At 71.3% G+C, this 13,869-nt stretch carries 10 protein-coding genes; 6 read left to right on the top strand and 4 right to left on the bottom strand.

What is annotated here, in order from left to right; all coding sequences use genetic code 11:
• Positions 1-18: 18 nt before the first annotated feature.
• From xylB to WFJ01_RS00720, 3 genes are all read right to left on the bottom strand, one after another.
• Complete coding sequence (gene xylB, locus WFJ01_RS00730) at positions 19-1,323, bottom strand: xylulokinase (RefSeq protein ID WP_336627909.1); 1,305 nt, start codon at positions 1,321-1,323, stop codon at positions 19-21.
• Between the two features lies 1 nt (position 1,324).
• Positions 1,325-2,515, bottom strand: a complete 1,191-nt coding sequence (gene xylA, locus WFJ01_RS00725) for a xylose isomerase (RefSeq protein ID WP_336627908.1) — start codon at positions 2,513-2,515, stop codon at positions 1,325-1,327.
• A gap of 91 nt (positions 2,516-2,606) precedes the next feature.
• On the bottom strand, positions 2,607-3,605 hold the full coding sequence (locus WFJ01_RS00720; RefSeq protein ID WP_336627907.1) for a LacI family DNA-binding transcriptional regulator: 999 nt from the start codon (positions 3,603-3,605) through the stop codon (positions 2,607-2,609).
• Positions 3,606-3,752: 147 nt separating this feature from the next.
• Between WFJ01_RS00720 and WFJ01_RS00715 the strand changes: the two genes are divergently transcribed.
• From WFJ01_RS00715 to WFJ01_RS00690, 6 genes are read left to right on the top strand one after another with little or no spacing between them, the layout of a single operon-like run.
• The gene (locus WFJ01_RS00715; protein WP_295034320.1) at positions 3,753-5,045 is read left to right on the top strand and encodes an extracellular solute-binding protein; all 1,293 of its coding nucleotides are present in this window, start codon (positions 3,753-3,755) and stop codon (positions 5,043-5,045) included.
• Between the two features lie 27 nt (positions 5,046-5,072).
• Positions 5,073-6,062, top strand: coding sequence for a carbohydrate ABC transporter permease (locus WFJ01_RS00710; RefSeq protein ID WP_442927960.1), 990 nt, complete (start codon positions 5,073-5,075; stop codon positions 6,060-6,062).
• Positions 6,059-6,949, top strand: coding sequence for a carbohydrate ABC transporter permease (locus WFJ01_RS00705; RefSeq protein WP_295034318.1), 891 nt, complete (start codon positions 6,059-6,061; stop codon positions 6,947-6,949). Before WFJ01_RS00710 ends, WFJ01_RS00705 begins: the two co-directional genes overlap by 4 nt.
• 2 nt (positions 6,950-6,951) lie before the next feature.
• On the top strand, positions 6,952-9,378 hold the full coding sequence (locus WFJ01_RS00700; protein ID WP_336627906.1) for a glycoside hydrolase family 3 N-terminal domain-containing protein: 2,427 nt from the start codon (positions 6,952-6,954) through the stop codon (positions 9,376-9,378).
• Positions 9,375-10,943 (top strand): glycoside hydrolase family 43 protein, encoded by a 1,569-nt coding sequence (locus tag WFJ01_RS00695; RefSeq protein WP_336627905.1) that lies wholly within the window; start codon positions 9,375-9,377, stop codon positions 10,941-10,943. Before WFJ01_RS00700 ends, WFJ01_RS00695 begins: the two co-directional genes overlap by 4 nt.
• A 37-nt stretch (positions 10,944-10,980) precedes the next feature.
• Positions 10,981-12,141 (top strand): ROK family transcriptional regulator, encoded by a 1,161-nt coding sequence (locus tag WFJ01_RS00690; protein WP_336627904.1) that lies wholly within the window; start codon positions 10,981-10,983, stop codon positions 12,139-12,141.
• 178 nt (positions 12,142-12,319) lie between these two features.
• Here the strand turns inward: WFJ01_RS00690 and arfA are convergent, their stop codons facing one another.
• Positions 12,320-13,855, bottom strand: coding sequence for an arabinosylfuranosidase ArfA (gene arfA / locus WFJ01_RS00685; RefSeq protein ID WP_336627903.1), 1,536 nt, complete (start codon positions 13,853-13,855; stop codon positions 12,320-12,322).
• Positions 13,856-13,869 lie beyond the last annotated feature (14 nt).

The following is a 13,869-nucleotide window of genomic DNA, read 5'->3' as shown; positions in this document are numbered from 1 at the left end:
CTGCGGTCGAGACGGCGGTCAGCGCTGTGCGACGGAGGCGGCCTGCCTGGCCGCTCCGAGGGCGACGTACTCGCCGGGCGCGGGCACCTCGACCGGAACGCCGAGGATCTCCGGGGCGATCCGTCGCACCGCCTCGGACTGCGCCCCCCCGCCGATGAGCAGGGCGCGATCGAGCGGCACGCCGAGACCGCGGAGGGCGTCGAGCCCGGCGCCGAGCCCGTGCAGCATGCCCTCGACCGCGGCGCGGGCGAGGTTCGGCCGGGTCGTGGATGCGAGCGTCATGCCCGTCAGCGACGCGGTGGCGTCCGGCAGGTTCGGGGTGCGTTCGCCCTCGAAGTAGGGGAGCAGGGTCAGGCCTCCGGCCCCGGCTGCCGCCGAGAGCGCAAGCTCGCCGAGCTCGTCGTGCCCGACGCCGAGCAGGGCCGCGGTCACGTCGAGAACCCGGGCGGCGTTCAGGGTCGCCACGAGCGGGAGGAAGTTCCCGGTCGCATCGGCGAAGCCGGCGACCGTGCCGGACGGATCCGCGATCGGCGTGCGGCTCACGGCGCAGACGGTGCCCGAGGTTCCGATCGACACGACGACGTCGCCGGGCCCGGCGCCGAGCCCGAGGGCCGCCGCCGCGTTGTCGCCGGCACCGGGAGCGACCCGGCGCCCGGCCGGGTCCGTGACGTGGTCGGCAGGGCCGAGCAACCGCGGCAGGACCGCGTCATGGCCGAGGGCTGCGGTGAGCAGCTCCCGGTCGTAGGAGCCGTCGGCGGGGCTCCAGTACCCGGTGCCGCTGGCATCGGAGCGATCGGTGATCAGCTCGCCGAGCACGGGCCCGAGCGGCGAGGAGTCCTCCGGGCCGTAGCCGCGCAGGCGCCAGGTCAGCCAGTCGTGCGGCAGCGCGACGGCGGCGACGCGTGCGGCGTGCTCCGGTTCCGCGTCGCGCAGCCAGCGCAGTTTCGTGACGGTGAACGAGGCCACCGGGACGAGTCCCGTGCGCGCGGCCAGCTCGGTGGCGCCGAACTCGCCGATGAGGTCCTGCGCGGCCTGCGCGGAGCGGGTGTCGTTCCACAGCAGGGCGTCGCGGATGACGGATCCGGTCGCGTCGAGGGCGACCATGCCGTGCTGCTGGCCTCCGATGGACCATGCGGCGACGTCGTCGATCCCGCCCGCGGCGGTGATCGCGTCGTTCAGTGCGCGCCACCAGGCCTCGGGGTCGACGGCCGTGCCGTCCGGATGCGCCGCCCGGCCGGTGCGGACGACGGATCCGGACTCGGCGTCGACGACGACGACCTTGCAGGACTGGGTGGACGAATCCACCCCCATCACGAGGGGCATGTCACCGGGCGCCGAGGAGGTGTTCGGTCGCCAGCTGCTGCAGGCGCACGAAGCCGAAGCCCTTGCCGCCGAAGTACGCATCCGCGTCGAAGTCCTCGTACGCGGACCGGTCGGCGAGCAGGCCGTCGTAGGTCTCGCCGGTCGCGAGCGTGGGGGAGGACAGCTCATCGACACGGGCGGCGCTCAGTGCCTCCTGCACCTCCGGGTCGGCGCGGAAGGCGGCGGCGCGCTCCTTGAGCAGCAGGTACGTGCGCATGTTCGCGGCGGCCGAGTCCCACACGCCCGTCTCGTCCTCGGTGCGGCTGGGCTTGTAGTCGAAGTGGCGCGGGCCGTCGTAGGCGGGCACGCCGCCCGGGCCGCCGTTCTCGAGCAGGTCGACGAGGGCGAACGCGTTGTGCAGGTCTCCGTGACCGAACACCAGATCCTGGTCGTACTTGATCCCGCGCTGTCCGTTGAGGTCGATGTGGAAGAGCTTGCCGTGGTACAGCGCCTGGGCGATGCCGGCGGCGAAGTTGAGCCCCGCCATCTGCTCGTGACCGACCTCGGGGTTGAGGCCGACGAGCTCGGGGCGATCGAGCGAGTCGATGAACGCGAGGGCGTGGCCCAGCGTGGGGAGCAGGATGTCGCCGCGGGGCTCGTTCGGCTTCGGCTCGATCGCGAACCGGATGTCGTAGCCCTTGTCGGTCACGTAGTCGCCGAGCAGGTTCACGGCTTCCCGGTAGCGCTCCAGCGCGGCACGGATGTCCTTCGCAGAGTCGTATTCCGCACCCTCGCGGCCGCCCCACATGACGAACGTCTTCGCTCCCAGCTCGGCGCCCAGATCGAGCTGGCGCAGCACCTTGCGCAGGGCGAAGCGGCGCACGGCGCGGTCGTTCGAGGTGACGCCACCGTCCTTGAAGACCGGGGCGCTGAAGAGGTTGGTCGTCACCATCGGCACGACCAGCCCGGTGTCGGCCAGCGCTCCCTTCAGGCGGTCGATCTGCGTCTGGCGCTCGACCTCGGTGGATCCGAAGGCGAACAGGTCGTCGTCGTGGAACGTGAGCCCGTAAGCGCCGAGCTCGGCGAGCCTCTCGACGGCGTGGACGACGTCGAGGGCCGGCCGGGTCGGGCCGCCGAACGGGTCAGCGCCGTTGTAGCCGACGGTCCAGAGACCGAACGAGAACTTGTCCTCGCGGGTGGGGGTGAGTGCCATGGTGATCCGCCTTCAGCGCCTTCGGTGAAATGTTGTAGCAGCAAACATATCAGCGGCGCGAGGCGGGCGCAACGTCCCGCCGAAGCGGCGCTCAGCGCGGCGCAGCGGCGGTGGAGGTGCGCACCACGAGCTCCGCCGGCATCCGCACGTGCTCCTGCGGGCCGCCGTCGAGCATCGCGAGCAGCACGCGCACCGCCTCTGCGCCCATCTCGGTGAGAGGCTGCCGCACGGTCGTGAGCTGGGGGACGTGCGCCGCGGCCTCGGGGATGTCGTCGAAGCCCACGACCGAGAGGTCCTCCGGTACGCGCAGTCCGCGCCCGACCGCGACCCGGATCATCTCGATCCCGGACAGGTCGTTGGCGGCGAACACCGCCGTGGGGGGATCGGCGAGGTCGAGCACGGCGTTCGCCCCCGCCGTCGATGCGGCGGTCCGGTATCCGCCGTCGGCGACGAGGGTCGGGTCGAATCCGATCCCGGCGTCCTCGAGCGCACGACGGTAGCCCTCCTCGCGCTGGTGGGCCGACTCGAGGTCGGTGCGGCCGCGCAGATGGGCGATGCGGCGATGCCCCAGGGAGATCAGGTGCGCCGTCGCGGCGAAGGCGCCGTCGGTGTTGCGGACGCTCACCGACGCCAGTCCGTCCGAGCCCGCGTGCGGGTCGATGGCCACGATGGGCACGGTGCTCTGAGTCGGGGTGGTCGTGGGGGTGACCAGGATGGCGCCGTCGATGAGCGTTCCTCCCAGCCGAGAGAGCGATCGGCGCTCCCAGCCGGCGTGCTCCCCGGCGGACACGCTCCCCGCGTAGGCGAGGACGTCGAACCGGGTGCCCTGCAGGGCGGCGGAGACGCCCTGCAGCAGCTGCACGGCGAACGGCTCGAACTCCGCGACGAGCACGCCGATGACGTCCGTGCGACTCCGGCGCAGCGAGGTGGCCACCAGCGAGCTCTCGTAGCCGAGCTGCGCCACGACCTCCTGCACGTGCTCGAGGGTGGCCGGCGAGACGCCGTCGCGTCCGTTGATGGCCTTCGAGACGGTCGCGACGGAGACGCCGGCGGCCCGGGCGACGTCGTGGATCGTGATGCGGCGGCTCATGTCCCCAATCTAGCGAGCGAAAACGTTATCGATATCGTTTGACATGCGGAGTGATCCGGTGCCAGAGTAGGCCGACGGCACATTCGCTGTAGTCGACAACAAATTGTCGACGCGGTGCTGGAACTCGATGATGAGGAGAAACACAGCATGAAGATCCGCAAGGTGCTGACCGCCGCCGTGGCGCTCGCAGTCGGGGGAACGATCGCCCTCACCGGGTGCTCCGGAGGGTCCGGCAGCGGCGACGGCGGCGGCAAGCAGACGCTGACCGTGTGGCAGAACTCGACCACCGGTGACGGCAAGAAGTTCTGGACCGACGCTGCGGCGGCGTTCCAGAAGGCCAACCCGGACGTGACGGTGAAGGTCACGTCGATCCAGAACGAGGACATGGACGGCAAGCTGCAGACCGCCGTCAACTCGGGCGACATGCCGGACGTGTTCATGGCGCGCGGCGGCAGCAAGCTCGCCGACGTCGTGGCCGCGGGCAAGGTCAAGGATCTGTCGGACAAGATCGATCCCGACGTCAAGAAGGGGATCGGGGACGCCGCGCTCAGCGCCTTCACGGTGGACGGCAAGGTCTACGGCGTGCCCATGGCGATGCTGCCGGGCGGCCTCTTCTACAGCAAGGACCTGTTCGCCCAGGCGGGGATCACCGAGACCCCGAAGACCATGGACGACCTCGAGGCCGCCATCACCAAGCTCAAGGCGGCAGGCATCGCCCCGATCGCCCTGGGCGCGAAGGATGCCTGGCCGGCGGCGCACTGGTACTACTTCTTCGCCGTGCGCGCCTGCGGCGAGGACCTCATCACGAACCTCGCGACCAAGAAGGACTTCACCGACGGCTGCTGGCTGACCGCTGCGGACAACCTCGAGAAGTTCGCCCAGGTCGAGCCCTTCAACGAGGGCTTCCTCACCACCTCCGCCCAGCAGGGCGCGAACTCGTCCGCCGGGCTCGTCGCGAACCACAAGGCGGCGATGGAGCTCATGGGCGCCTGGGACCCGGGCGTGATCGCGAGCCTCACCCCGGACCAGAAGCCGCTGGCGGACCTCGACTGGTTCCCGTTCCCCGAGGTGTCCGGAGGCAAGGGCGAGCCCGGGGCGATGATGGGCGGCCTCGACGGCTACTCCTGCTCCGAGAAGTCCCCCTCCTCCTGCGAGAAGTTCCTCAACTTCGTCGCGTCCAAGGAATGGCAGGAGAAGTACGCCGTGGCGTTCCAGACCATCCCCGCGAACCAGGACGCCAAGGGCGCCGTCGACAACGCCGCGCTCAAGCCGGTCATCGAGGCTTACAGCAAGGCCCCCTATGTCGCGCTCTGGCTCGACACGGCCCTCGGACAGAACGTCGGCAACGCCCTGAACACCGGCGTGGTCGAGATGCTCGCCGGCCAGGGAGATGCGAAGACCCTCATCCAGAAGATCACCGACGCTGCGGCGAGAGGCTGAGCGAGAGCGATGACTGGCACCCAGGTGATGGCCGAGGCCGTGCCTGAGAGCAACCGCCGCGCCGGGACCGGGGCCGCCCCGGCCCCGGTGCGGCGAGCCCGCGCCGACTGGCGCAAGCGCGGCGAGATCGCGCTGCTCTCCGGCCCCGCCCTGATCATGTTCGTCGGATTCGTCATCCTGCCCGTGGCGATGGCCTCGTTCTACGGGTTCTTCAAGTGGAACGGGTTCGGCTTCCCGACGCAGTTCGTCGGCTTCGACAACTACATCCACATGTGGCAGGACGGCACGTTCCGCGACGCGGTGACCCACAACTTCGCGATCGTCGTGCTCTCGCTCGTGCTGCAGGGGCCGATCGCGATCCTGTTCGCCCTCCTGCTGAATCAGAAGTTCCGCGGACGGTCCGTGATCCGCGTGCTGATCTTCGTGCCGTACGTGATCTCCGAGGTCATCGTCGGCACGGGGTGGAACCTCATGATGCAGGACACCGGCGCGCTGAACTCGCTGCTCGGCAAGCTCGGGCTGGGATTCCTGCAGCACTCGTGGCTCGCGGACCCGAAGCTCGCCCTGTGGACGCTGATGATCATCATCACCTGGAAGTACATCGGGTTCGCGGTCATCCTGATGCTCGCGGGGATGCAGTCCATCCCCGAGGAGCTCTTCGAGGCGGCGGCGATCGACGGCGCCGGGTTCTGGAAGACCCAGTGGAACATCACGGTCCCGCTGCTCGGGCCGACGATCCGGATCTGGGCGTTCCTGTCGATCATCGGAGCCCTGCAGCTCTTCGACCTCGTCAACATCATCTGGGGGCAGTACATCTCCGCGACCGCGGGCACCTCCACGATGGCGACGTACATGTATCAGAACGGGCACCTCGCCGGCAGCTACGGCTACGGCAACGCGGTGGCCGTGATGCTCTTCCTGATCACGCTCGTCGTCGCCCTGGTCTATCAGCGGTTCGTGCTGCGGCGTGACACCGACGGCGCCCTGACCGGCGACAGCGGAAAGGCCCGCAGATGACCACCGACACCCTCCGCACCACGGCGATCGTGCAGCCGCGCGGCCGCAGGGGCATCCGCCGAGCGGAGAAGGCCCCCTGGGGGAGCCCCGGGCTCTACCTGATCGCGATCGTGCTCGTGACGATCTGCATCACGCCGGTGCTCTACATCATCATCGGCGGGTTCCGCACGAACTCGCAGATCACGAAGGATCCATCCGGGTTCCCGGCTCCGTGGCAGGTCGGCAACTACACCGACGTGCTCGCCGGGTCCGAGTTCTGGACCGCCCTGCTCAACTCGACCGTCGTGGCGATCGGGACGACGGCCGGTGCCGTGCTGCTCGGAGTGATGGCGGCCTATGTGCTCGCGCGCTACGAGTTCGCCGCCAAGCCGGTGATGTACTCGCTGTTCGCTGCCGGGCTGATGTTCCCTGTGACCGTCGCGATCACGCCGCTGTATCTGCTGATCCGCAACCTCGGCCTGGTGAACAGCCTCGCCGGGATCATCGTGCCGCAGATCGCGTTCGCACTCCCGACGACGATCATCATCCTCGTCCCGTTCCTCAAGGCGATCCCGAAGGAGCTGGAGGAGGCGGCGGCGATCGACGGCGCCTCGCGCCTCGGCTTCTTCTGGCGGATGGTGATCCCGCTGAGCCTGCCGGGCGTCGTCACGGTGGGCATCCTCGCCTTCGTCGGATCCTGGAACGGGTACATGCTGCCGCTGTTCATCCTCAACGACCCGAACCTGTTCACCCTGCCGCTCGGCGTGCAGAACTTCTCCTCCCAGTACTCGGTCGACACCGCCCGGGTGCTCGCGTACACCTCGCTGTCGATGCTGCCCGCGCTCATCTTCTTCAGCCTCTTCGAACGCCGCATCGTCGGCGGCCTGACCGGCGCGGTGAAGGGCTGAGCATGACTTCGGACACGTCCCTGGACTCCGTCGCCAGGACGGAGGAGATCCCGGCTTTCCCGATCGCCTCGGAGCGCGTCGAGGAGCTGCTCGCGCAGATGACGCTCGAGGAGAAGGCCGCGCAGCTCGTCGGATACTGGCTCGACCAGGGTGGCGAGGTGGTCGCGCCCCTGCAGAACGAGATGGCGTCCGCCGGCCGCCACGACGCCCTGGCGGAGGTCACCCGCGACGGCATCGGGCACTACACCCGCGTGTACGGTACCCGCCCCGTTGCGCCGGGGGAGCGCGCGGCCTGGCTGTGGGCCGAGCAGCGGCGGCTACGGCGGGAGACGCGGCTCGGCATCCCGGCGCTCGTGCACGAGGAGTGCCTCACCGGCCTCGCCGCGTGGAAGGCCGCGACCTTCCCGACGCCGCTCGCCTGGGGCGCCTCGTTCGATCCCGCGCTCGTCGCCGAGATGGGGGCGCTCATCGGGGAGTCGATGCGGACGCTCGGCATCCACCAGGGACTCGCGCCGGTGCTCGACGTCGTGCGCGACCCCCGCTGGGGCCGGGTCGACGAGTGCATCGGCGAGGATCCGTATCTCGTAGGCACCGTGGGCACCGCCTACGTGCAGGGCCTGCAGTCCGCCGGGGTGCACGCCACGCTCAAGCACTTCCTCGGCTACTCCGGCTCGAGGGCGGGCCGCAACCACGCGCCGGTCTCCGCAGGGCCGCGAGAGATCGCCGACGTGTTCCTGCCGCCGTTCGAGATGGCGATCCGCGACGGCGGGGTGCGCAGCGTCATGAACAGCTACGCGGAGATCGACGGCGTCCCTGTCGCGGCGGATCCGGAACTCCTCACGGGCGTGCTGCGGGAGCGGCTCGGCTTCGACGGCGTCGTGGTGGCGGACTACTTCGCGATCGCCTTTCTCGAGGTCATGCACGCGGTCGCGGCGGACCGCGGCGACGCGGCGGAGCTCGCACTGCGTGCGGGGATCGATGTGGAGCTGCCCTCCGGCGACGCCTATCGGGAGCCCCTGATCGACCGGGTGCGCAGCGGCGCACTGGACGAGGCGTATCTGGACCGCGCGGTGATCCGCGTCCTCGCCCAGAAGGAGCAGCTCGGGCTGCTCGACCCCGGTGCGTTCGACGAGGGGCCGCCGGCTTTCATCGACCTCGACACTCCCCGGCATCGGGACGTCGCGCGCCGGCTGGCCGCCGAGTCGCTCGTGCTGCTCTCCAACGACGGCGTGCTGCCGTGGACGCGGTCGGCCGGCCGCATCGCGCTCATCGGTCCGAACGCCGACCGTGCCGAGGCCCTGCAGGGCTGCTACTCGTTCGCCAACCATGTGCTCGCTCATCACCCCGACCATGAGCTCGGCATCGCGATCCCGACCGTGCGCGAGGCTCTGGCCGTCGCCGTGCCCGGCGCCGAGATCGTGCACGTCCGCGGCGCGGAGGTCGAGGGCGACGACCGATCGGGCTTCGCCGAGGCCGAGCGCGCCGCGGCCGGCGCCGACGTCGCGATCGTCGTGGTCGGCGACCAAGCCGGACTGTTCGGACGCGGCACCGTCGGCGAGGGCAACGACGTGGAGTCGCTGGACCTGCCCGGTGTGCAGCGGGAGCTCGTCGAGCGGGTGGCCGCGACCGGGACGCCCGTCATCGTGGTCGTGCTCTCCGGCCGGCCCTATGCGATCGGCTGGGCGCTCGACGGCGACGCCCCGCGTCCGTCGGCCGTGCTGCAGGCGTTCTTCCCCGGCGAGGAGGGGGCCACGGCGATCGCCGAGGTGCTCACCGGCGCCGTGTCGCCGTCGGGTCGGCTCCCGCTCAGCCTGCCGCGGTCGTCCGGGTCCCAGCCCTACGGCTACCTGCACCCGATCCTCGGGGGGCCGTCGGACGTGACCTCCTCGGATCCGACCCCGCTGCGGCCGTTCGGCTTCGGACTGTCGTACACGAGCTTCGCCTACACCGGATTCGAGGTGTCGGCCGCGGCGCCGACCGACGGCACGTTCACGGCCACGGTGACGGTGTCGAACACCGGCGACCGGCAGGCGGCCGAGGTCGTGCAGCTGTACGGCCGGGACGTGGCCGCGAGCGTCACCCGGCCGGTCGCGCAGCTGCTGGGCTATGCGCGCGTCGAGCTGGCTCCCGGCGAACGCCGCACGGTGCGCTTCGAGGTGCCGGCCGCCCGGTTCGCGTTCACCGATCGCCGGCTGACGCGGGTCGTCGAACCCGGTGCGGTGCGCGTGTGGGCAGCCGCGCATGCCGAAGCGGTCGCGCCGGCGCCGGAGATCTCCGGCGTCACGGGGGGCGCCATCGCGAACGAGCGCGCCCGGGACGACCGCGTGCTCCCCGGTGCGGCGACGACCGCGGGCACCGTCGCGCTCACCGGGGGCGTGCACGAGGTGACGGCGGAGGACGCGCGCATCGTCACGGTGACGATCGCATGATCGAGGCGGTCAATCCGATCCTGCCCGGATGCCATCCGGATCCGTCGATCTGCCGTGCGGGGGAGGGGTACTACCTGGTCTCGTCGACGTTCGAGTACCTCCCCGGCCTGCCCGTGCTGCGCTCGCACGACCTGGTGCGCTGGGAGACGGTCGGGCATGTCATCGACCGCCCGGGGATGCTGGACTTCGACGGGATCGGATCCTCCGGGGGGCTTTATGCACCGACCATCCGACACGGTCTGGGGCTCTTCTGGGTGGTCTGCACCCTGGTCGATCGGGAGGATCCGAGCCGCGGGGGCAATTTCCTCGTCACGGCCGAGGACCCGGCAGGACCCTGGAGCGACCCCCTGATGCTCGACGCCGACGGCATCGACCCCTCGATCGCCTTCGACGAGGAGGGGCGCGTCTGGCTGCACGGCACCCGCCTGGCCCGCGAGCCCGAGTGGCGCGATCAGACCGAGGTCTGGGTGCGCGAGTACTCGCCGGCCGAGCGCGCGCTCGTGGGCGAGGAGCACGTGATCTGGCGGGGCGCCGTCACCGGTGCGGTCTGGGCCGAGGGGCCGCACCTGTACCGCATCGATGGGGCCTGGGTGCTCGTCGCGGCGGAGGGCGGCACCGAGTTCCACCACGCCGTCAGCGTCGCGCGCGCGGACGAGGTCACCGGGCCGTACCTCGGCGACCGGGCGAACCCGGTCTTCACCCACCGGCACCTGGGGCGTGCGAGCACCGTGATCGGGGCCGGGCACGCCGATCTGGTGCCGGCGCCGGACGGATCCTGGCTCGCGGTGATGCTCGCCATGCGCGCGGCGGACGGCCGGCACTATCCGCTCGGACGCGAGACGTTCCTGTGCCCGGTGTCGTGGGAGGACGGCTGGCCCGTGTTCGCTGCCGGGGAGGGGCGGCTGCCGCGGGCCCTCCCGATCCCGTGGGCGGTCGATGCGGTGCCGAGCGGGTCCTGGCAGCCCGACGACCGGACCGCCGGCGACGTCACGCCTGCCGATCCGCGATGGACCGCGCTGCGCGCCCTGCCCGCCGAGGTCGCCGAGGCCGAAGGCGGGTCCTGGCGCCTGCCCGTCCGCGCCGCTTCGCTGCGGGAGCCGACCTCGCCCGCGTTCCTGGGCGTGCGGCAGCAGCATGCCGACGTCGACGTGCGGTGCGTGCTCGATGTGCGAGGTCTCGCCGAAGGGGAGAGCTCGGGGATCGTGCTGCGTCAGTCGGAGCGCGATCACGTGGCGCTCGCCGTCACCCGCACGCGCGACGGGTTGCGCCTCTCGTCGGAGCGCTGCCGGGACGGGGATCCCGAGCGGCACGACCTCGGGGCACTGCCGGAGGCGGACGAGGTCGCTCTCGGGCTGGAGGCGCGGGGCTACGACTACGTCTTCACGCACGGCGGTCTCGAGCGGGTCGCGGCCGACGGACGCGAGCTGGACGCCTCGTCGACGGGCGGATTCCTCGGTCTCTGGATCGGTGCGTACGCCACCAGCGCCGGCGCGGCGCCCCGGGGCGAGGTGCGCATCACCCGCTTCGCGTACGCGCCTGCGCTCACGGAGCAGGGCGATCGGTAGCCTGGAGTCCCACCGCGTGCAGGAAGCGAGACGCCGGATGAACGAACGCGCCACGACCGTCGAAGGGGTGCGGCGCACCAACCTCGCCGAGGTGCTGCGACTCGTGCATCACTCCGGGCCGCGCTCCCGTGCCGTGATCACCGCGGAGACCGGCCTGAACCGCTCGACGGTCTCCGACCTGGTCGGACGGCTCGTCGAGGCGGGCCTGGTCGAGGAGCACGAGCCCGACCCCACCCGGCGCGTCGGCCGCCCGTCGCCGGTGGTGGCGCCGAGCCTCGACGTCGTGGCCATCGGTGTCAACCCCGAGATCGACGCCGTCGAGATCGGCGCGGTCTCGCTGGGCGGCGCGGTGCGGGAGCGGATCCGGATCCCGGTCGAGCGTCCCGGCGTCGCGGACGTCGTCGGGATCGTCACCCGCGTGGTGCAGGACTGGCAGGACGGCGCGCTCCGCGGAGGCCGCATCGAGGGCGTCGGCCTCGCGGTGCCCGGTCTCGTGCGCGCGGCGGACGGACTGGTGCGGCTCGCACCGCACCTCGACTGGCGCGACGCCGACATCGCAGGACCCCTCGCCGCGTCGCTGGGCCTGCCCGTCGTGGTGGGCAACGACGCCTCGCTCGGCGCGCGCGCGGAGCGGCTCTTCGGCGCCGCCAGGGAACACGAGGACGTCGTCTACCTCAACGGCGGCGCCAGCGGCATCGGCGGCGGCCTCATCCTGCACGGGATGCTGATCGGCGGCGTGGGCGGCTATGCGGGCGAGTGGGGCCAGACCGCGGCGAGCGTGGCGGATCCGGCCGATCGGCGCGCCGAGGGCGGAGTGCTCGAGGACGAGGTGAACCGCGCCCGTCTCGTGCAGGTCGCCGGCCTGGCCGCCCCGGAGGACGCCGAGCTCCGCACCGCCCTGGCTGCGACGTCGGTCGACGCGGTCGCCGCCGAGGTCGCACGCCAGCGGCGCATCCTGACGGCCACGCTCGGCAATGCCGTCAATGTGCTCAACCCGGCGATGATCGTGCTGGGCGGCTTCCTCGGGATCCTGCGGGAGCTCGACCCTGCGGCCTTCGACGACGAGGTGCGCCGCCGCGCGCTCGCCGCGTCGGCCGAGCAGCTGGAGATCTCCGCGGCAGCCCTGGGCGCGGACCGCCTGCTGATCGGCGCCGCCGATGCCGCGTTCGAACGACTGCTGGCGGATCCGCTGGGCTGATGAGCAAGGCCGCCCCCGGCCGCCGATCGGATCCGGATCCCCTACCCGGATCCGGATCCCGTTCAGGTCGCAGAATCGGCTGTTCCCAGGCCGTGAGAACAGCCGATTCTGCGACCTGAATCGCCAGAGTGCGACCTGAGCGAATCGACTGCGCCCCGGCGGCGGGACGGGATGCCGATCAGCTCCGCGCGACGTCGAACTCCACGGCCGACCAGGACAGCGCGGGGAGGGTGAGGCGCACCGCGCCGTCGTCGAGCGCGACCCCGTCGAGCGGCCGCAGCCCGACCGCGTCCGGCGCGCCGACGAGGTTCGCGGTGAGCCGGTCCCCGTCCTCCGGGACGGTGAGCACCTCGGCCGAACGGACCGCGGTCGCGCGCAGGCCGTGCAGGTCGAGGTCGACGGTCGCCTCCCCGTCGAGCGAGCGGTTCGCGACGAAGAGCGCGAGCCGGCCCGATTCCTCGTCCCACGTGGCCACGGCGTCCACGTCGTCCACGTCCCCGTGACGGGTGGTGGGCGTCTTCGTCGATGAGACGGCGAGGCGCAGGATCCGGCCCTGCGCCATCCGCGCCATCCGGGCGAACGGCCAGAAGATGGTCTGCCGCCACGCGGGTCCGCCCTCCTCTGAGCGGATCGGCGCGATCACGTTCACGAGCTGCGCCTGGTTGGCGATCTTCACCCGGTCGCCGTGCCGCAGCAGGCTGTGCAGGAACGTGCCGACCACGACCGCGTCGGTGACGTTGTAGGCGTCCTCGATGAGCCGGGGGTGCTCGCGCCAGGCCTTCTCCACCTGGTGCGGCTGGTCCTCGCTGTCCAGGCCTGACTGGTACCAGACGTTCCACTCGTCGAACGAGATGTCCACCTGCCTGGTGTGCTTGCCGGCGGCCTTGACCGCGTCGATCGTGGCGACCACGCCGTCGATGAACGCATCCATGTCGACGGCGTCGCCGAGGAACGACGCGACGTCGCCGTCGTGCTCCTGGTAGTACGCGTGCATCGAGACGTAGTCCACCTCGTCGTACGCGTGTGTGAGCACGGTGTGTTCCCAGGTGCCGAAGGTCGGCATCTGCCGGCTCGAGGATCCGACCGCGACGAGCTCGATCGTCGGATCCACGAGCTTCATCGCCTTGGCGGTCTCCTGGGCGAGACGGCCGTACTCGTGCGCGGTCTTGTGGCCGATCTGCCAGGGGCCGTCCAGCTCGTTGCCCAGGCACCACAGCTTGATGTCGAACGGATCCTCGGCGCCGTTGCGCCGGCGCAGGTCCGACCAGTACGTGCCCCCCGGGTGGTTGGCGTACTCGACCAGTGCACGGGCCTCCTCGACGCCCCGGGTGCCGAGGTTGATGGCCTCCATGACCTCGACCTCGGCTTCGCGGGACCAGTCCATGAACTCGTGCAGGCCGAACGCGTTCGTCTCGATCGTGTGCCAGGCGCCGTCGATGCGCACGGGACGATCGGCGACGGGCCCGACGCCGTCCTCCCAGCGGTAGCCGGAGACGAAGTTGCCGCCGGGGTAGCGGACGACCGTCGGTCCGAGTTCGCGCACGAGCTCGAGCACGTCGGTGCGGAAGCCGCGGGCGTCCGCCGCCGGGTGGCCGGGCTCGTAAATGCCGGTGTAGACGCAGCGGCCCATGTGCTCGACGAACTGGCCGAACAGGCGGCGCGGGACGTCGGCGATCGAGAAGTCGCGGTCGATGGTGATGCGGGCGTGGGACATGGGGATCCGATCCG

It is taken from the genome of Microbacterium sp. MMO-35, assembly GCF_037147555.1.
Lineage (GTDB): Bacteria > Actinomycetota > Actinomycetes > Actinomycetales > Microbacteriaceae > Microbacterium.
The sequence above is the reverse complement of the archived record's forward strand: the minus strand, read 5'-3'. Positions and strand labels throughout refer to the sequence as shown.